Here is an 18,316-nt window from a genome sequence, read left to right on the forward strand (position 1 = left end):
CCTCCGATTACGCTACATAACCGATGATCTCACCGCCCATGCCTGCTTTACGCGCAGCACGGTCAGTCATCACACCTTTAGAAGTTGACACGATAGCTACGCCTAAACCACCCATTACTTTTGGCAGCTCATCTTTTTTCTTATAGATGCGCAGACCAGGACGGCTCACACGTTCAATTGTGTCGATTACTTGCTTACCTTCGAAGTACTTCAAAGTAACTTCTAAAGTAGGCTTAACGTCACCAGATGCAGCGAAGTCAGTGATATAACCTTCAGCTTTCAATACTTCACAGATAGCAACGCGAAGCTTTGAAGAAGGCATAGTCACAGAAACTTTTTCTGCCATTTGGCCGTTACGAATGCGGGTAAACATATCCGCGATAGGATCTTGCATACTCATTTTCAGCTACTCCTTACCAGCTGGCTTTTTTCAAGCCAGGGACTTCACCGCGCATCGCAGCTTCACGAAGCTTGATACGGCTCAGACCGAATTTGCGTAGGTAACCATGTGGACGACCAGTTACACGGCAGCGGTTTTGCTGACGGGCTTTACTGCTGTCACGTGGCAGTTGTTGTAGCTTCAGAACAGCATCCCAACGCTCTTCTTCAGAGGCGTTAACATCGCTGATAATCGCTTTTAGTGCGGCGCGTTTTTCAGCGTACTTAGCAACAAGCTTTGTACGTTTTACTTCACGTGCCTTCATTGATTCTTTTGCCATAACCCTACACCCCTTATTTTTTGAATGGGAAGTTGAACGCGGACAACAGAGCTCGTGCTTCATCATCAGTTTTTGCGCTGGTAGTGATAGTAATATCCATACCGCGAACCTTATCCACTTTATCGAAATCGATTTCAGGGAAGATGATTTGCTCACGAACGCCCATGCTGTAGTTTCCACGACCGTCAAACGACTTTGCGCTCAGGCCACGGAAGTCACGTACACGAGGAATTGCGATTGAAATCAAACGCTCTAAGAATTCCCACATACGCTCGCCACGCAGGGTTACTTTACAGCCAATCGGATAACCTTCACGGATTTTAAAACCCGCAACAGATTTGCGTGCAACAGTAACAATAGGCTTTTGACCCGCAATTGCTTCCATATCAGAAGTTGCGTTTTCCAGAACCTTTTTGTCTGCTACAGCTTCACCTAAACCCATGTTTAAGGTGATTTTCTCAATCCGAGGGACTTGCATGACGCTTTGGTAACTGAACTGCTTAGCAAGGTCAGCTACTACCGTTTCTTTATAGAAATCATGCAGTTTCGCCATCGTACTCTCCAATTAATTAAACAAGTTCACCGTTAGACTTAAAGAAACGAACTTTCTTACCGTCTTCTTCACGGAAACCAACGCGATCAGCTTTGCCCGTTGCCGGGTTAACTACCGCTACATTAGAAACGTGCAGAGATGCTTCTTTCTCAATAATACCGCCAGCTTCGCCCAGTTGTGGGTTAGGCTTCTGGTGTTTCTTGACAAGGTTTACACCTTCTACAACTACACGGTCTTCAGATACAAGCACTTTCAGGACTTTGCCTTGTTTGCCTTTATCTTTACCCGCCAATACGACTACTTCATCATCACGACGAATTTTTCTAGCCATTATCGTGACTCCTTATAGTACCTCTGGGGCCAATGAGATGATTTTCATGAAGTTATCACTTCTCAACTCACGGGTTACCGGTCCAAAGATACGCGTACCAATAGGTTGCTTATTGTTGTTTAACAATACAGCCGCGTTACCGTCAAAACGGATGGTAGAACCATCTGCGCGACGAACGCCTTTTCTAGTACGCACCACCACTGCATTCAGTACGTCACCTTTTTTTACTTTACCGCGAGGAATTGCTTCCTTAACAGTAACTTTGATGATGTCACCGATATGTGCATAACGGCGATGCGAGCCACCAAGAACCTTAATACACTGAACCCTGCGAGCGCCGCTGTTGTCTGCAACGTCCAGGTTAGTTTGCATTTGGATCATGTTAGTGCTCCGCTCGATAATTAAGACTCTTTCGAGTCGTTTAGCTGCTAAAAACAACAGATATTGTTGCTTTTATATACATACCCCCATAAAAAGGGCGCGAAATGATAACAGAAAAGATTGGGAAGTGATAGCGTAAAAGTGAATTAATTTTAAGCGATTTGCAAAATAGAGGATGGCGAAAGAAATAGCGCTAATAAGGCACAAGTTCACAGCATTTGGAACGGGTTGAATAATACCACACAAAACGAAAAGCGGCAGAAAATTCACTTCAAATTTTCTGCCGCCTTTTGATTGTCTTGGCTAATACTTAGCCGGGTTGTATTGCACTTAGTATAAAATATTTATCTCATACCCTGTGCTGCTGTCTTCAGCAGGTTCAACAGTCACGATATAGTTTTCGTCTTCTGTAAAGCCGTAAAGCGATGTACGGTCGAGTAGAACCTGCTCATCGTTTTCGTCTTCGTAAACGGCGATAACTTCATAGTAATCAGATGGCAGCACTACCGTATTACTTTCACCAAATTCCATATTCAGGGTGTAGTAATCGGCGGTATCAATGGTTTCATCACTTCTTACCAGATAGAAGTCTACGTCTTCGAATTCACCTACCAGATTGATGAAACTAACGGTTTTATCATAAGACTGAGGCAGACCACTTTCGACAAATGTTGCTGCGCCGAGTTTGTTGTCAGCCACATGGATCATAATAGCCTTACTCTCAGCTTGGTTGAGGGTAATAAGCTTGTTGTTCAGTGACGCAACTTCGTCGCCTTCAGCTTCAACGGTTACGCGATAGTCGCCATACTTGATAGCCGTGAAATCAGACAGTTCACCCGCACTTAGTGTAAATACAGTGTCGTCTTCGCCATCATTGCCGCCGAACGTAACGGTGAGTGGCGTGTCAAGGTTTGAGCTGTTGTAAATGCGGTACTGTGCATCGGCATCTACGTCGGTCACATTGGTAACATAAGAGGAGTTCAATACTGCATCAATGGTCATACCTGTCTGGATTGCACCACTGATATCTCTCAATGCCAGCACGTATTCAGTATCGTAGCTGAAAGACAGTGTTTGTGACTCGAATACCACGTCGGTTTCACCCGGATTTGTCAGGTAAATAGTGTACTCACCGGAATCGAAATCGTCGCTGTCGTCATCACCATCCCAATAAGTAAGTTCAGACAGTTCCTGATATGAAATTGTGCCTAGGAAATTGGCCGCTTCAAAAGGGTCTCCATCTTCGCTCATATAAAAATCAAACTGACTTTCATCTACCATTGTGCTTGTGACCATCAATCGGAAGTGATCATCTAATGATTCCCGCTCAAACTGATACTCGATAAATTCAGGCTGAGTGAAGTCACCTGTTAAGATGATCAGCGTTTTGTAGCCATCTCTCAGGTCTACTGTCATCTCTTCAACAACCACTTCCTGATCGTCAGAGTCTGTGCGGATAAATTCCAGTTCCAGCTCGCCGGAATCTGTTGAAATCAGGGACGTTGAATCGCCAAATTGCGCAGAACCGTAAGAATCACCATCCACTTCACGCATGGTGACGGTGGCACTATTAGGTGAAGCATTGTAGAACTGAATATACGAGTAGGTATAATCAGAATCGCTATCATCTGAGCCACCGCAGGCAGTAAGCCCGGTCGCAAATAACAGCACACCTGTTAACTTCATCAGCGACGTAAAAGTTCGAGATACCATAAAAACCAAAATCCTTAAAAAGTAATGTGTCGAGTTCCGGCCAACCACGGAACGGGGCTAGTTTACTTCGTTAAGTCTCGATCGACGGCACTTGAGTTCACGGCTTTACGCAACCTTTACGTTGTTTACAGTTAGCTGAATTTTCTGACAAATTGATACACTTTAAAAACATAAAAGGCCGAACAATGTCGGCCTTTTGTGGTCTCGTAGCTAATTTTACTTTAGAACTTGTAAGTAACGCCCAATCTTGCGCTGAGCGGCTGGCCAGTGCTGATGTAGTAAGCGACAAGGGCAGGAATAACCAGAGGTTCGGTGAATGAGAACGCATACTGATCATCATTACTTGCCTCAAAAACCTTGTCCATACGGGCGTTATCAGTACCTTGCTGCGCGTATTCTGCACCTGCCAAAAACATAAAACAGATTAGCGTTGACTGCGCTGACGAACGATTTCGTATAAACACACGCCAGTTGCTACTGAAACATTTAGTGATGAAACAGCCCCAGCCATAGGTAGTTTCACTAACTCGTCGCAATTTTCCCTGGTTAAGCGACGCATGCCTTTACCTTCCGCCCCCATTACCAGTGCAGTTGGCCCGGTGAGTTTCACATCGTAAATGAGCTGCTCTGCTTCACCGGCAGTGCCAATTACCCACACACCCTTGTCTTGCAGATGTTTTAATGTACGGGAAAGGTTCGTTACCTGAATAAGAGGCACAGATTCAGCCGCCCCGCAGGCCACTTTTCTGGCGGTAGCGGTAAGCCCGGCAGATTTATCTTTAGGCACCACTAATGCCTGTACGCCAGCAGCATCGGCCGTTCGCAAACACGCACCAATGTTGTGAGGGTCGGTTACACCATCGAGAACCAGAATAAAAGGTTCGTCATTGCGGTCGAGTATGGCATCTAAGTCAGCTTCATCCATCACCCTTGCCGGCTTGGCTCGTGCCACTACGCCTTGGTGTTGTTCGCCGTTTACTTTATCGTCGAGCACTTTTCGCTGACAAAATTGAACACTGATCCCAAAACGTCTGGCCTGGTTGATAACCTGCTTTAATCTGTCGTCGTCCCGGCCTTTCAATACCAAGACTTCTAATACGCGCTCTGGCTCGTTTTCCAATACAGCCTGCATGGCGTGCAAACCGTATAACCACTCTTGTTGTGCCATTTACTTCTTTCTGCCTTTACTTGAGCGGGATTTCGATTTCGGACCTTTCGGGCCCCGCTCTGTTTTACCTTTGGGATCTGCCCGGTGTTTACCTTTGCCTTTAGCTGATGACCTACCGCGCTTATCACCAGCGCCACTGTCTTTTTTGGATGCCGTTCTCACCTGCACTTTTTTGCCACCTGGCCCTCGTAACATAGAACCGTCCAGCACTAAATCAATTTTTCGCTCATCTAAATTGACTGCAGCTACTTTAACCGTGAGTGTATCGCCCAATCTGAACTGCCGCGCGCCCGACTCCCCGTTTAAGGTTTGTTTCACGTCATCGTATCGGTAGTAGTCGTCATCTAATGAGGTTATGTGTACTAGTCCATCGATGTGGTAATCGGTAATTCGCACGAACAGGCCGAAGTTTGTCACCGAAGCCACAACACCTTCAAAGCTGCTGCCAACATGATCTTGCATAAATTCACATTTAAGCCAGTCTGCCACATCGCGGGTAGCATCGTCTGCTCGCCGCTCCGTCATAGAACATTGTTCACCTAACTGCTCTACTTCTTCTACCGTATAGGCTTTAGCACCTTTGACTTTTTGTTTTTGCTTTTTCAAAATCGCTTTAATAGCGCGGTGTACCACCAAATCAGGGTAGCGGCGAATAGGCGATGTGAAATGGGCGTATGCATCTAACGCGAGGCCAAAGTGTCCTACATTGTCGCAGTCGTACACCGCTTGTTTCATAGAGCGCAACAACATGGTTTGAATCAGTTCCTGATCAGGTCGCTGACGGGTTTTTAACACCACGTCGGTGAAATCTGCAGGTCTGGCATCTTCGGTAATACGATGGGGAATACCCACCTCACTCAAATATGAGGTGAATGCTGTGAGACGATCAGCATCGGGCTTATCATGAACCCGGTACAATGCCGGCATGGAGTGCTGTTCAAGAAATTGAGCTGCACTCACGTTTGCCATGATCATGCATTCTTCAATTAACTTGTGCGCATCGTTACGCACCACAGGCACAATGTTTTCAATTTTTCGTTGTGCATTGAAAACAAATTTACTTTCCTGGGTTTCAAATTCTATAGCACCGCGCTGAGCCCGTGATTTTTTCAGCGCCCGGTATAAATCGTGCAAATTGCGCAAATGGGGCACCTGCGCTTCATAGCGCTGATGCAGCTCTTTGTCGCCCTGCAAAATTTGCCAGACTTTTGTGTAAGTTAACCGGGCATGGGAATTCATCACCGCTTCGTAAAACTGATAGCTATCGAGGTTGCCCTGTTCAGAAATGGTCATTTCACACACCATACACAAGCGATCAACTTCTGGGTTCAACGAACACAACCCGTTAGACAACACTTTAGGAAGCATGGGAATAACTTGCTCGGGGAAATACACAGAGTTCCCCCGGTTCTGCGCCTCTTTATCTAATGCCGTGCCCAGCTTTACATAGCTGCTGACATCGGCAATGGCTACCCACAACTGCCAACCACCATTGTCGAGAGGCTCACAAAACACCGCGTCGTCAAAATCCCGGGCATCTTCGCCGTCAATAGTAACCAAAGGAAGTTGTCGTAAATCAATGCGCCCTTCTTTTGCTTCATCGGGAACTGTGTCGCCGAAACGCTTTACATAGCGTTCCACAGCATCTGGCCACACGTGAGGAATATCAAAAGTACGCAGGGCCATTTCAATTTCCATTCCCGGTGCCATGTGCTCACCGAGAATTTCCACAATTTTCCCCACCGGGCTTACCCGGCGACGTGGTCTTTGTGTAATTTCCACAACCACCACCTGACCCATTCTCGCACCCTGAGTAGCCTCTGGTGGAATGATAATTTCGTGTTGTAAGCGGCTGTCATCAGGCACAACCACAGCCATGCCCTTTTCAATGAAAAAGCGACCAACGATTGGCTCACTGCGAGGTTCGATAACCTGATTAATAAACGCTTCCCGTTTGCCACGACGATCGGTGCCACTTTCACGGGCTTCTACCACGTCATCGTGCATGAACAGGTTCATCTGTCCGGCAGAAATAAACAAATCACCGCTGTTGTCCTCTGGCCGTAAAAAGCCATAGCCGTCACGGTGACCAATAACCCTTCCCTGTATTAGCTCGTCTTTGTTTTGCAGCGCGTACTTTTTTTGCTTGGTAAATTGTACCTGCCCCTGGCGTTCCATTGCCCGCAAGCGACGCTGAATACCGATTCGGCTATCTTCGTCCTGAGCGTTTACCAACGAACAGATTTCAAGAAACGACAGTGGTTTTCCCTGCTCTTTCATAACAGACATCAAAAACTCCCGGCTCGCTACCGGGTTATCGTACTTTTCTTTTTCTCGTTGGAAATGGGGATCGTCGCTCATGAACTCTCTTGATTAGATTATTTTGCCGCCAGTATAACAGTTATTCTCACAAAACAATGAATTGTTCCGGGTTTTCTCTACGCCATTGAAACGCATTCGTCATATATTTAGATTACTTTTAGAGCCAACCAACTGAGAAGCTTTATAAAGGTAACCTATGGACCGTCGTCTTTTTCTCAAGCTTTCGTCTGTATTAGGCGGAGGCGTAGTACTCTCAACTCAACTTACCGGCTGCGCCTCGGGCAACGAAATGCCACAAAATTCAGTGGCATTCACCCATGGTGTTGCCAGCGGCGACCCTTCACAAACCAGCATTATGCTGTGGACGCGGGCTTTACCGGAAACCACGTCACCCACAGCAAGTATTCGCTGGGAGCTGGCCCTGGACAAAGACTTTAATGAGGTTGTGAGAAGCGGCGAAGCCAAAACCAGTGCAAATCGCGATTACACGGTAAAAGTGGATGTACGAGAGCTTACCGCCAATACCCGCTACTACTACCGCTTTATGACTGCCGAAAATGTCTCTGACACGGGCGAAACCCTTACCTTGCCCACAGGGAGTGTTAGTGAACTCAACCTGGCATTGTTTTCCTGCTCAAACTACCCGACAGGCTTTTTTAATGCATACACGGCTGCAGCTAACGACGACAGTATCGACTTCGTACTTCATTTAGGGGATTACATCTATGAGTACGGTGCCGGGGAATGGGCAACTGAAAATGCAGAAAAGCTAGGCCGAACCTTTGCTGAAAACAACACTGGGGAAATTGTCTCGCTGGCCGACTACCGTAACCGCTATGCCGTGTACCGCACAGACAAAGGATTACGTGCACTGCACCAGCGCAAGCCCTTTATCGTGGTGTGGGACGATCATGAAATTACTAACGACGTCTATATTACCGGCGCTGAAAACCATCAGCCCGAAGAAGGTGACTTTTTCGCCCGACGGGCTGCTGCCGTGCAGGCTTATTACGAATGGATGCCCATTCGACCGCCCATGGGTGACACCGACCCTGTTATCTACCGCACCTTCGAATTTGGCGACCTGCTCTCTTTGCACATGCTGGATACCCGGGTGATAGGCCGGGATAAACAACTCAGCTATGCAGACTACACCAACCAGCAAACGGGTGAATTCGACAATATCGGCTTTACCACAGATCTCATGGCCCAGGACAGAACTCTACTTGGTGTTAAGCAACGAGACTGGCTATTTACACAAATCGAAAAAAGCCAGGCGAAATGGCAGGTGCTTGGCCAGCAGGTTTTAATGGCTAAAATGCATTTCCCGGTAGAAATTTTCAGTGGCACACCACGAGAGAAAATTGGCGAGAAGATTGCTGAACTCGCGGGCTATAGCAAACAGCTTATGGCCGGACAATCGGTGAGTGATGAGGTGCTCCGCCGGTTAAATACGACCATGGCGTATAACCTTGACGCCTGGGATGGCTACCCGGTGGAAAGAGAGATGATATACAGCAAGTTTGCTGAAAAAGGTAAGCCAGTGGTTGTTTTTGCCGGAGACACTCACAATGGATGGGGTAGCACCCTCACTACTGAGGCTGGTAATAAAATTGGGGTGGAATTGGGCACATCCAGTGTAACCTCGCCAGGTATGGAGAGTTATTTAGGGTTGGATGCTCAGCAAGCCGGACAGCTCTCACAAGCATTACCGTTAGTCGTAAAAGATCTCCACTATTGTGATTTGTCCCAACGGGGCTACATGACAGTGCGCTTTACACCTGAAAATGTAGAAGCCAAGTGGATTTATGTCAGCACTATTATGGACGAAGACTTTACTATTGCGGATGTACACACGGAAAACTATACCAACGACGAGTTACTCAGCTAATTCGCCCTTGTTAATTAGCCCGCTAGCTGTTTAACGGTCGGCGGGCGTTTCGCACTGCCTTAGGATGCATCAGTTTTTCCAGTTCTGTCAGGTAACCGGCAATCTGGGCGTGAATTTTTTTGTCATCGGTAATAGCGTTGTATAGCCAGTGGTAGGTGTCTTCATAATCGTAGGGGCTGCCATAACCATCCACAAACAACTGTGCCAATTGCAGTTGCGCCTTAAGGTTGCCAAGTGCAGAAGCCTCACGCAAATAAATAACTGCGCGTTTTTTATCGGTTTGTACTAATGTGCCTTTTGAGTAGTATCGCCCGAGTTGTTCCAACGCGGCAGGTAAACCCTGTTCTGCTGCATCTTGCATGAAGCTTATGCCACGTTTCGGATTTGCATCCACGCATACACCCCAGGCCAGCATGTCACCCCACAAATATTGAAAGGCCGGTTCCCGAAGCACTTCAGCGTGAGCCTCCACATCCTGCACCAACTGACACCGATCGGTAACCATACGAGTGAGATGAACATTTTGGTTTATCATGCTAATCAGTTCGTCCTGGGTGTATAACTGAACAGCTTTAATTTCCTGGGCAACAGAAATGGCCGGCGCTAATAAGCAGGCAAAAGAACATAGCAACAGTGAAATACGTGTTTTCATCGATACAATCCGGAAACTAACTAAATAAAGATGACCAGCAACAAGGTCTCCCGTCTTACTTACTAGTATCGACCAAAAAGACAATTTCTGAAATGTCACAGAAAAAAGAGTACTTAATTCTGTGACAATAAAAGTAGAGCGCTAGTTTAACTTCATTGACAAAGCTGATTGGAGTCGGCGGGCATGCTCTGCTAAATCAACGCCTAAATCGGTGAGGTAGCCGCCATCAGGTTGTGTAATAACACCCTTGGCGTAAAGCCGTTCTGCTGCATGCACCACTGATTGGCTGGCATCATGATGAATTTTAAGCCCCTGCATAAGGCTGGTGGTGGGGAACTTCAGAATAAGGTTTAACTCGTCGACCATGTCCTGATCTACTAACACCATCACATTCTCCTGATAAAATGTTTAATTCACGCCACACATTTATTGTTGTTAAGGCAAAGTGAAGCGCGTTTCTGTATAACACTACCATTTGCGCTATCTGTCCAGATTAATTTAAGTCAAACCTTTCGCTATTGGTCTTATCTTTGCCGTGAAAGAAGTTCTCACCCACTCTCCGACGCTAAAAATTAAGTTTATGACACAGTGGCAAGGAGCTAAAAATCCCGCCCAGTTTAATGGTACACTCCAGCCCAGAACATCACTTAGGCATAGCACACGAACACGATGAAATACAAAGATTTGCGAGACTTTATTGAGCAACTCGAAGCGCGGGGTGAGTTAAAGCGTATTTCCCGGGAAATAGACACCGACCTGGAAATGACAGAAATTGCCGATCGCACCCTTCGCGCCAAAGGACCGGCGCTGTTGTTTGAAAACCCCAAGGGCTCAGATATTCCTGTACTGGCTAACCTTTTTGGAACCCCGGAACGGGTGGCGCTGGGAATGGGCCAAACCTCTGTGCATGCCCTTCGCGAAGTGGGCAAATTGCTCGCTTATTTAAAAGAGCCTGAACCGCCGAAGGGGCTGAAAGATTTATGGGAAAAGCTTCCTGTATTTAAGCAAGTGCTGAATATGCCGGCTAAAGAAGTGAAAAAAGCGCCCTGCCAGGAAGTGATTATTTCCGGCGATGATGTTGATTTAACCGCCCTGCCTATCCAGCGATGCTGGCCTGGCGATGCCGCTCCACTTATCACCTGGGGCTTAACGGTTACTAAGGGTCCTCACAAGAAACGGCAGAATCTGGGGATCTACAGGCAACAGGTTATTGCTAAAAATAAAGTTATCATGCGTTGGCTATCCCACCGTGGTGGCGCACTGGATTTTCGCGAGTGGTGCCAGACTAATCCCGGCGAGCCCTACCCGGTTTCCGTCGCATTAGGCGCAGACCCAGCTACCATTTTGGGCGCTGTTACTCCAGTACCAGACACGCTCTCTGAATATGCCTTTGCTGGTTTGCTACGGGGCAGCAAAACCGAAGTGGTAAAATCGGTAAGTAATGAATTACAAGTGCCCGCTAGTGCCGAGATTGTACTTGAAGGCTATATCGAGCAAGGTGAAATGGCCCCGGAAGGTCCTTACGGCGATCACACCGGTTACTACAACGAAGTGGATGACTTTCCGGTGTTTACGGTTACTCATATCACACACCGGCAAAACCCCATTTATCACTCTACTTACACAGGTCGTCCGCCTGATGAGCCAGCCATACTTGGGGTCGCATTAAACGAGGTTTTTGTACCTATCTTACAAAAGCAATTTCCAGAAATTGTCGACTTTTATTTACCACCGGAAGGCTGTTCATATCGCATGGCCGTTGTCACCATGAAGAAACAATACCCCGGTCACGCCAAGCGAGTCATGATGGGAGTGTGGTCTTTTCTCAGACAATTCATGTATACCAAATTTGTTATCGTGTGCGATGACGATGTAGACGCACGCAACTGGGAAGATGTGATATGGGCAATAACCACGCGCATGGACCCTGCCCGCGACACCGTCATGATTGAAAACACACCCATTGATTACCTCGATTTCGCCTCACCGGTTTCAGGTTTAGGCTCCAAAATGGGAATGGACGCCACCAACAAAATGCCTGGCGAGACAGATCGGGAATGGGGTACACCTATCGTCATGGACGAAGCTGTCAAACAGCGTGTTGATGACATCTGGGACAGTCTTGGTATCATGGAGTAAAATAGACGCACGCGATAAAAGGGGCGTACATACAAATTCATGTGTATATATGCCGCCCTCAACCCTGTGTCACAACTTCAAAACAATCAAAGAGTAAATATGTCGGAATTTCAGTGTAAGGTTGCGGCCATCACGCCGTTAACTGAGGTCGTTTATAAAGTTGAATTAACGCCAGCTCAGCCAGTGGATTTTAAAGCCGGTCAGTACATCATGGTGCATATGGGTGAAAAAGATAAGCGTCCTTTTTCTATTGCGAATCCGGCGTACGACAACGGACGAATTGAGTTGCATATTGGCGCTGACGAAAAGAATGCATACGCCACTGAGGTGCTTGATAAAATGCGCGCTGAAGGCGAAATCGTGTTGAGTGGTGGCCATGGCGACGCGCACTTGCAGGCTGCTGACGCCGATATTATCCTTATTGCAGGTGGTACTGGGTTTTCTTATACCTGGTCTATTCTTCAACAAATTTTGCACGATAAATCCGATGCCAACGTTACCTTATATTGGGGCGGAAAACACAAACAGGATCTCTACCTGTTCGATGAACTCACAACATTAGCCGCCAAACATCCCCATTTTCAGTTCGAACCAGTAGTAGAATTTCCAGAAGACGGCTGGGAAGGCAAAACAGGCTGGGTACATAAAGCGGTCATGAGCGATCATGCCGATATGTCAGGCAAACATGTGTATATTGCCGGTCGTTTCGAAATGGCCAAAGTTGCCCGGGATGACTTCGCCACTTGTGGTTTGAGCGCCGATACACTCTTTGGTGACGCTTACGCATTTATATAAAGCCGTGACCCCAGACGCGCGGCACTAATAACCTGACAGAAGGAGAGTTTAATATGCTGCGCAAATATTTAGCGATGGCATGTGCAGTGTCGTTTCCGGCACTGTCAACCCCTGTTTTTCAAGACGATGCCCGTCTTCACGACATTGCTTCCGCCGTATCCGCCGAGAGAATAGAAAAAGACATCACCACACTTGTGGGTTTTGGCACTCGTCATACCCTGTCTGAAACTGAATCCGATAGTCGCGGTATTGGTGCAGCAAGACGCTGGATTGAGCGTGAATTTGAGAAAATTTCTGCTGACTGTGGTGGCTGCCTTGAGGTGTTCACTGTACGAGGTGTTATTAGCGGTGAATCTCGTATCCCAGACCCGGTTGAAGTCGTCAATGTTATTGCTATACAGCGAGGAACAACAGATCCTGACCGCTACGTTATTATGTCTGGTGACATTGACTCACGGGTATCTGATGTTATGGATTCCACTTCTGACAGCCCCGGCGCAAACGATAACGCTTCAGGCGTGGCCGGCACACTGGAGGCCGCTCGCGTCCTGAGTAAATACTCCTTCAACAGCTCCATCGTGTATGCGGCACTATCAGGGGAAGAACAAGGGCTTTTCGGCGGAAAAATACTGGCTGAGAAAGCACAGCGGGAAGGCTGGCGAATTAAAGCGGTATTGAACAACGATATGATAGGCAATATTGAAGGCGTCAACGGGGTGATAAACAACACCACGGCAAGAATTTTCGCTGAAGGCACCCGGGTCACGGAAACGGCAGATGAAGCACGGCTTCGCAGATTCACCGGCGGTGAAGTGGATTCCCCCAGTCGAAATCTCGCCCGCTATATCGATAAAATGGCTGATCAATATATCGAAAACCTCGATACCATGGTGATTTATCGCTTGGATAGATATCGCCGTGGCGGACACCATCGCCCGTTTAATGATTTGGGGTACCCGGGTATTCGCATTATGGAAACCAACGAAAACTATACACGCCAACACCAGGACCTGCGCACTGAAAACGGTATCCGGTACGGTGATACTATCGATGGCGTGAACATGGAATATGCTGCGAAGCTCACCGGGCTCAATGCGGTGAGTTTGGCGGCTATGTCGTGGGCACCAACGCCGCCTGCTGAAGTTTCCATAAAAGGAGCGGTTCAACCTTCAACAACGTTGTCCTGGAAGGCTGCGGATAGTACCCAAAACCCACAACTTGCAGGTTACAAGGTTTACTGGCGTTATACTGCTGCCCCCCAATGGCAATTTAGCCGTTTTGTGGGCAATGTTACTGAAGCGACTCTCGAAAACATCGTTATTGATAACTACTTTTTTGGTGTTGCCAGCGTAAATAAAGACGGCATCGAGAGCCCGGTGGTCTACCCCGGCCCCGCCGGTAGCTTCGGCGACTAGCAGAGAACAGACCGCAGAAACGGCAGATAAACTTATTTACCTCGCATTAAAAGGGTGACAGGTGTCACTCTTTTTTTTGCTTTTTCACGTATATCACTACACTTTCGCTTTATTTACCGCTACGGTATCAGAGAAGCCTTAAAGGAAGTATTTGATGATTAAGCTTTTTCATTTTCTTCTATGTATCTGTTTTTGCGTCGCCAGCCCGCTTTCTATGGCGACAGTGAAGCTCGGCGCATCTCCTTTGGCCACTTATGTAGATAACGAAGGTGAACCAGCACGTTTGAATACCATCGTTCAGACTGCCTTCTCCCGTATAAGCGAAGACGTAGAGCTTAGTGTAATGCGGCGCGCTTTTTTGGGCAGCGCACTAAGTGCCGGGCAGTTAGACGGCGAGTTTGCGTTTATCAGTTTGGATAGCCGGGATAGTAACCTCTATTATTCTGAGGCCTATCTGCCTTTGCGCCTGTTTGTGGGCAGCAAACGACCCAACGTGGCAAACATCACGCTTATTCCACAACTGCAAGACAGTCGAATTGCCGTAGAAAATCGCTTTGCTAATACCGACGATATTCGAAAGATCCGCGAAATAAAATGGTCGAGAAATCCATCCACCTACGATGCGTTTAAACAATTTGCCGACAATCGCGCACCCTTTATTCTGACTTCAGAATTATTACTGTCTGACTTCAACCGTTTACTGATAACTGACAATGAAGAACCGGTTTTTCTCACGCCAGCCCCTCTGCTCTCTAAAGGATTTCATCTGGCATTGAAAAAAAGCAGCGACAATCTGGCACTGATTAAGAAATTTGATTCTGTCATTGCCCAGATGCAAAAAGATGGCAGCTTCAACGAATACCTCGGCGTTACCTGGCTTCAAAAAGATGTGGATGACGATGGCGTTGCAGATTACGTCACAAGTGACAAAGTTAACCATCGCCTCGATGAGCGCCAGTTTTTAAAAGCTTTTCCCCTGGATGATACGAAACCCGGTGATGCTTCGCGTTTTTACGTTAACGGCGAGGTGTATCCCACTTTTGAGAAAGCTAAAACTGCCTTAATTTCTGCCGCTTCTGCAGCCCCTGAAAGCTTCCTTGACCGCGATGTTTATAAAAAAATTATAAAACAGTGGTAATTAGTTCACTCTGGAAACACAAAAACGCAGTACGAAATCTCTTATTTATTAATCAATTAGCCCCATTAATTAAAAAAATCTATCGTCATGTGAACTTTTTTGATATGTAACACGTTAGACATATTAATGTCATAATACTATGATAGTAAGCGGGTTAATCAACAGGAGGGTTCATTATTATGCATGCGCTAACCAAGTCATTTACTCGGTTTTTTGAGCGGGCCCATCCATATACAGTGGCATACTATATTGGAAGGAAAAATGCTGAGAAAATTTTTGATTGCAAGATCAAGAAAAAATCAAAGCTACTCGCTGATTCACATCAGTAGCGTTAATACCCGATAAATAGGCCTTAATTTTAAGGCCTATTTTTATATCAGGCTTTAAATAGCTTTCTTGCCACTGCAATTGAGTTGTGCCCGTCCTCCCATTTCACCAATCACACAATTTGCGCGCTAAAGATGATTCAGAGGCATTTGGGTGGAGTATTTTATTTGTTCCATGGCAAAACTCGACGTCACATCGCCTAAATCTATTCCCTCTACCAATCGCTTGTAAAAGTGATCGAAGCTAGCCATGTCGGTGACGACCACTTTAAGCATGTAATCATATTCACCAGACATGCGATAGAACTCTACGACCTCTTCAAACGCCGATACATGACTGGCAAATTTCGTCAGCCATTTAGCTTGGTGCGTGGCCGCTTTAACTTGTACAAACACTGTCATGGCCAACCCCAATTGTTTGGCGCTTAACAGCGCTACCCTTCGGGTTATGTACCCTTTTTCCTGCAAGCGCTGAATACGACGCCAACACGGGGTGGACGTCAGGCCGACGGCATCGGCGATATCCTGAATAGGAGTATCTGCATTTTGCTGTAAAATAGAGAGGATCGCTTTATCAGTTTTGTCGGGCCCTGCACTTTGCATGTCGTTCTCTTGTACCTTTAACCAAACCCGACTTTACCATTTGTGCCCTGGCTACGTCAGCCACAATGCAACGGATAAACCGACAAGTAAAACAGCCAGGGACGTAAAAATGCCATATCTCATTTTAGGAACCTGAAGGTATTCGTGAATTACACTGCCCAAAACCATCCATGAGCCGTTGGCTAGCAAGCCGCAAATACAAAATACAATAATGAGCTGTGCACTGTCTGTCACTACAGTTTCGGGAGACACAAACTGACTATACGCAGTAATAAGCATCATCCAGGCCTTCGGGTTAAGCGGGTGTACCAGTAAACCTTTATAAAAACCCGGTGTTGATGCCCGACTTTTTCCCACCTCAGCATAGCGAACCTTCCAAAGACCCCACGCTAAATAGAGAATATAAAGTGTACCCAGCACTTTTATTGCCAACACGGCAGATGGAAACTGCTGGAAGAAACTACCTAAACCTACACATATTGCCACTGCATTAATTATAAACCCCGCAACAATACCAAGAAGCAGCGGGACAGTATTGCGTACTCCGAGCTGAACACTTGTGCCAAGCAAGGTGAGATTAGCCGGGCCTGGAGAAAATGTCATACTGGCAGCAAAAGCCACCATTAACCCTAGATTGTGCCACTCCATTTAATTTTCGCTCATTTTTTTGCCAATAATTGATATAGTGACAGGGCAAACAATAAACTAAAAAATTTTAATTGTTACTGTATCAATCAGGAAGTGACTATGTGGGTTCCATCAATTGATCACAAATGTGACCAAAAGCTGTATCAACAAATCAGCGACGCCATTGTACAGGCAGTGTTAAATGGTGAGCTTAAAAGAGGAGACCAGCTTCCCACTGTCAGGGCGCTGGCCAAGGCATTGAATGTCACCCCCGGCACTATAAACAGAGCTTTTGAGGAGGTCGCTGGCAAAGGGTTGTTGGAAAAAACTCAGGGCAAAGGCACCTTCGTCAAGGAGCAAAAGAAAGCCAGGGATATCAGTGCGACAATGGTAGAGGGCCGTGACGATGTTTACGACTTTACAATAAACCAACCTGCTCAGCTCGATATCGGCCCCCTTATCAATCGTCATGTTAAAGCTATTGCCGAAAGCTCAAATGATGCGCTTTGGTCTAAGTATGGAGATACCCGTGGCTGGCTTTCTCACCGAAAAGTGCTGGCTGAGTGGCTAAAGGAAAGAGGGGCAGCGGTAGATCCTAACCACTTTTTCTTGCTAAACGGTGCACAACAGGGCTTGCTGTCGTCGCTGATGCTGCTGTGTGAAAAAGGTGATACGGTTATGGTTCAGGAAACCACATTTTCTGGCATACGCACCATTGCCACGCTTCTCGATTTAAAGCTTCACCCGGTAGCCATGGATGACGAGGGGTTCGACATCAACGATTTCCGCCAATTGTGTAAGCAAGCTACCAGCCAGGTATTAGCCATATTACCTACAGCGCACAACCCTACCGGCAGAACCCTGTCTTTGGCGCGCCGTGAAAAACTCATCAAAATAGCCAGGAAGTACGATATTTTTATTGTTGAAGATGACTTATACCTTCACCATCGCCCCGTTACCCCGCTACAAGCCCTCGCGCCAGAACGAACATTCTATGTGTCCAGTATGTCCAAGCGGATCGCGCCCGCGCTGCGAGTGGGTACATTAACCACACCTCCACAGTACACAGACGCAATGACACGCATCATACAGGCCCAGAGTTGGGTTATGCCGTCGATGATGATGGAAATAGCTGCCAGGCTTATTACCAGTGGCGATGCTGCAGAAATTGAGCAAGCCAGACGACGTGATATTGAAAGCCGTCTGGCGCTGGCAAAGGAGATCCTCGGGGAAAAGCGAATGCAATATGATGAAGCAAATCAACACTTGTGGGTAAAGCACTCGCCCCGCCTGGAAAACGGGGAAGTTATCGCCCGTTTAAGCCAGTTAGGTGTAGATGTTCTGCCCTCGGTTTTCTTCCACATCTCCCAAAAACCGTCTCCCCATATCAGGCTATGCTTAGGAAATATGTCGTTCGCTAAACTTGAAGCCGGGCTGAAAATAATTGCCAAAGCGCTAAACCCATCTTTGCCAGAGCGAGCCATCATTTAAAGAATACAAATAAATGTGAACATTATTTGTTCACATTTATTTCACGAAGCAG

At 46.9% G+C, this 18,316-nt stretch carries 19 protein-coding genes; 6 read left to right on the top strand and 13 right to left on the bottom strand.

From position 1 onward, the window contains the following. Window positions 1-7 precede the first annotated feature (7 nt). From rpsH to rnr, 9 genes are all read right to left on the bottom strand, one after another. Window positions 8-400 (bottom strand): 30S ribosomal protein S8, encoded by a 393-nt coding sequence (gene rpsH, locus ACXACM_RS00235; RefSeq protein WP_474818993.1) that lies wholly within the window; start codon window positions 398-400, stop codon window positions 8-10. A gap of 13 nt (window positions 401-413) precedes the next feature. Next, window positions 414-719: a 30S ribosomal protein S14 gene (gene rpsN, locus ACXACM_RS00240; RefSeq protein WP_216026981.1), complete on the bottom strand. Its 306-nt coding sequence runs from the start codon at window positions 717-719 to the stop codon at window positions 414-416. 13 nt (window positions 720-732) lie between these two features. Further along, a complete protein-coding gene (gene rplE, locus ACXACM_RS00245; protein ID WP_474818995.1) occupies window positions 733-1,272 on the bottom strand; it encodes a 50S ribosomal protein L5 in 540 nt (179 codons plus the stop codon). A 16-nt stretch (window positions 1,273-1,288) separates the two neighbouring features. Further along, window positions 1,289-1,603: a 50S ribosomal protein L24 gene (gene rplX / locus ACXACM_RS00250; RefSeq protein WP_474818996.1), complete on the bottom strand. Its 315-nt coding sequence runs from the start codon at window positions 1,601-1,603 to the stop codon at window positions 1,289-1,291. A gap of 12 nt (window positions 1,604-1,615) precedes the next feature. Beyond that, window positions 1,616-1,984: a 50S ribosomal protein L14 gene (gene rplN / locus ACXACM_RS00255; RefSeq protein ID WP_474818998.1), complete on the bottom strand. Its 369-nt coding sequence runs from the start codon at window positions 1,982-1,984 to the stop codon at window positions 1,616-1,618. A gap of 330 nt (window positions 1,985-2,314) precedes the next feature. Continuing rightward, on the bottom strand, window positions 2,315-3,697 hold the full coding sequence (locus ACXACM_RS00260; protein ID WP_474818999.1) for a DUF4397 domain-containing protein: 1,383 nt from the start codon (window positions 3,695-3,697) through the stop codon (window positions 2,315-2,317). Between the two features lie 221 nt (window positions 3,698-3,918). After that, entirely contained in the window at window positions 3,919-4,113 is a 195-nt protein-coding gene (locus ACXACM_RS00265; RefSeq protein WP_474819000.1) for a hypothetical protein, read from the bottom strand. Between the two features lie 8 nt (window positions 4,114-4,121). Beyond that, on the bottom strand, window positions 4,122-4,865 hold the full coding sequence (gene rlmB, locus ACXACM_RS00270) for a 23S rRNA (guanosine(2251)-2'-O)-methyltransferase RlmB (RefSeq protein WP_474819001.1): 744 nt from the start codon (window positions 4,863-4,865) through the stop codon (window positions 4,122-4,124). Then, entirely contained in the window at window positions 4,866-7,226 is a 2,361-nt protein-coding gene (gene rnr, locus ACXACM_RS00275) for a ribonuclease R (RefSeq protein WP_474819003.1), read from the bottom strand. A 157-nt stretch (window positions 7,227-7,383) separates the two neighbouring features. Here rnr and ACXACM_RS00280 point away from each other — a divergent pair, with 157 nt between their 5' ends. Continuing rightward, window positions 7,384-9,078, top strand: a complete 1,695-nt coding sequence (locus ACXACM_RS00280) for an alkaline phosphatase D family protein (RefSeq protein WP_474819004.1) — start codon at window positions 7,384-7,386, stop codon at window positions 9,076-9,078. Between the two features lie 22 nt (window positions 9,079-9,100). On the opposite strand, the gene ACXACM_RS00285 is transcribed toward ACXACM_RS00280, so the two are convergent. After that, the gene (locus tag ACXACM_RS00285; RefSeq protein ID WP_474819005.1) at window positions 9,101-9,730 is read right to left on the bottom strand and encodes a tetratricopeptide repeat protein; all 630 of its coding nucleotides are present in this window, start codon (window positions 9,728-9,730) and stop codon (window positions 9,101-9,103) included. A 141-nt stretch (window positions 9,731-9,871) separates the two neighbouring features. After that, the gene (locus tag ACXACM_RS00290) at window positions 9,872-10,117 is read right to left on the bottom strand and encodes a TIGR02647 family protein (RefSeq protein ID WP_474819006.1); all 246 of its coding nucleotides are present in this window, start codon (window positions 10,115-10,117) and stop codon (window positions 9,872-9,874) included. 282 nt (window positions 10,118-10,399) lie between these two features. Between ACXACM_RS00290 and ubiD the strand changes: the two genes are divergently transcribed. The 4 genes from ubiD to ACXACM_RS00310 all read left to right on the top strand — a co-directional run bounded on the left by ubiD (window position 10,400) and on the right by ACXACM_RS00310 (window position 15,217). Continuing rightward, window positions 10,400-11,869, top strand: a complete 1,470-nt coding sequence (gene ubiD / locus ACXACM_RS00295; protein WP_474819008.1) for a 4-hydroxy-3-polyprenylbenzoate decarboxylase — start codon at window positions 10,400-10,402, stop codon at window positions 11,867-11,869. Window positions 11,870-11,968: 99 nt separating this feature from the next. Next, on the top strand, window positions 11,969-12,664 hold the full coding sequence (gene fre, locus ACXACM_RS00300) for an NAD(P)H-flavin reductase (RefSeq protein ID WP_474819009.1): 696 nt from the start codon (window positions 11,969-11,971) through the stop codon (window positions 12,662-12,664). A 74-nt stretch (window positions 12,665-12,738) separates the two neighbouring features. Further along, window positions 12,739-14,079: a M28 family metallopeptidase gene (locus ACXACM_RS00305; RefSeq protein WP_474824173.1), complete on the top strand. Its 1,341-nt coding sequence runs from the start codon at window positions 12,739-12,741 to the stop codon at window positions 14,077-14,079. Between the two features lie 154 nt (window positions 14,080-14,233). Further along, window positions 14,234-15,217: a substrate-binding periplasmic protein gene (locus ACXACM_RS00310; RefSeq protein ID WP_474819010.1), complete on the top strand. Its 984-nt coding sequence runs from the start codon at window positions 14,234-14,236 to the stop codon at window positions 15,215-15,217. A 455-nt stretch (window positions 15,218-15,672) separates the two neighbouring features. On the opposite strand, the gene ACXACM_RS00315 is transcribed toward ACXACM_RS00310, so the two are convergent. Next, a complete protein-coding gene (locus tag ACXACM_RS00315) occupies window positions 15,673-16,146 on the bottom strand; it encodes an Lrp/AsnC family transcriptional regulator (protein WP_474819012.1) in 474 nt (157 codons plus the stop codon). Window positions 16,147-16,197: 51 nt separating this feature from the next. Then, a complete protein-coding gene (locus tag ACXACM_RS00320; protein ID WP_474819013.1) occupies window positions 16,198-16,794 on the bottom strand; it encodes a LysE family translocator in 597 nt (198 codons plus the stop codon). Window positions 16,795-16,893: 99 nt separating this feature from the next. On the opposite strand from ACXACM_RS00320, the gene ACXACM_RS00325 reads away from it, so the two are divergent. Beyond that, window positions 16,894-18,264 carry an aminotransferase-like domain-containing protein gene (locus tag ACXACM_RS00325; RefSeq protein WP_474819014.1) on the top strand — a complete coding sequence of 457 codons (1,371 nt, stop codon included), beginning with the start codon at window positions 16,894-16,896 and terminating at the stop codon, window positions 18,262-18,264. Window positions 18,265-18,316 lie beyond the last annotated feature (52 nt).

It is taken from the genome of Alteromonas sp. AWQ4_252, assembly GCF_056158205.1.

Excerpts from the sequence above, each read along its gene's own strand:
- ACXACM_RS00315 (WP_474819012.1), bottom strand. The coding sequence starts at position 16,146 with ATGCAAAGTGCAGGGCCCGACAAAACTGATAAAGCGATCCTCTCTATT.
- rnr (WP_474819003.1), bottom strand. The coding sequence starts at position 7,226 with ATGAGCGACGATCCCCATTTCCAACGAGAAAAAGAAAAGTACGATAAC.
- fre (WP_474819009.1), top strand. The coding sequence starts at position 11,969 with ATGTCGGAATTTCAGTGTAAGGTTGCGGCCATCACGCCGTTAACTGAG.
- rplX (WP_474818996.1), bottom strand. The coding sequence starts at position 1,603 with ATGGCTAGAAAAATTCGTCGTGATGATGAAGTAGTCGTATTGGCGGGT.
- ACXACM_RS00260 (WP_474818999.1), bottom strand. The coding sequence starts at position 3,697 with ATGGTATCTCGAACTTTTACGTCGCTGATGAAGTTAACAGGTGTGCTG.
- ACXACM_RS00305 (WP_474824173.1), top strand. The coding sequence starts at position 12,739 with ATGGCATGTGCAGTGTCGTTTCCGGCACTGTCAACCCCTGTTTTTCAA.
- rlmB (WP_474819001.1), bottom strand. The coding sequence starts at position 4,865 with ATGGCACAACAAGAGTGGTTATACGGTTTGCACGCCATGCAGGCTGTA.
- ubiD (WP_474819008.1), top strand. The coding sequence starts at position 10,400 with ATGAAATACAAAGATTTGCGAGACTTTATTGAGCAACTCGAAGCGCGG.
- rpsH (WP_474818993.1), bottom strand. The coding sequence starts at position 400 with ATGAGTATGCAAGATCCTATCGCGGATATGTTTACCCGCATTCGTAAC.
- ACXACM_RS00290 (WP_474819006.1), bottom strand. The coding sequence starts at position 10,117 with ATGGTGTTAGTAGATCAGGACATGGTCGACGAGTTAAACCTTATTCTG.
- rplE (WP_474818995.1), bottom strand. The coding sequence starts at position 1,272 with ATGGCGAAACTGCATGATTTCTATAAAGAAACGGTAGTAGCTGACCTT.
- ACXACM_RS00320 (WP_474819013.1), bottom strand. The coding sequence starts at position 16,794 with ATGGAGTGGCACAATCTAGGGTTAATGGTGGCTTTTGCTGCCAGTATG.
- ACXACM_RS00285 (WP_474819005.1), bottom strand. The coding sequence starts at position 9,730 with ATGAAAACACGTATTTCACTGTTGCTATGTTCTTTTGCCTGCTTATTA.
- ACXACM_RS00325 (WP_474819014.1), top strand. The coding sequence starts at position 16,894 with ATGTGGGTTCCATCAATTGATCACAAATGTGACCAAAAGCTGTATCAA.
- rpsN (WP_216026981.1), bottom strand. The coding sequence starts at position 719 with ATGGCAAAAGAATCAATGAAGGCACGTGAAGTAAAACGTACAAAGCTT.
- ACXACM_RS00310 (WP_474819010.1), top strand. The coding sequence starts at position 14,234 with ATGATTAAGCTTTTTCATTTTCTTCTATGTATCTGTTTTTGCGTCGCC.
- rplN (WP_474818998.1), bottom strand. The coding sequence starts at position 1,984 with ATGATCCAAATGCAAACTAACCTGGACGTTGCAGACAACAGCGGCGCT.
- ACXACM_RS00280 (WP_474819004.1), top strand. The coding sequence starts at position 7,384 with ATGGACCGTCGTCTTTTTCTCAAGCTTTCGTCTGTATTAGGCGGAGGC.
- ACXACM_RS00265 (WP_474819000.1), bottom strand. The coding sequence starts at position 4,113 with ATGTTTTTGGCAGGTGCAGAATACGCGCAGCAAGGTACTGATAACGCC.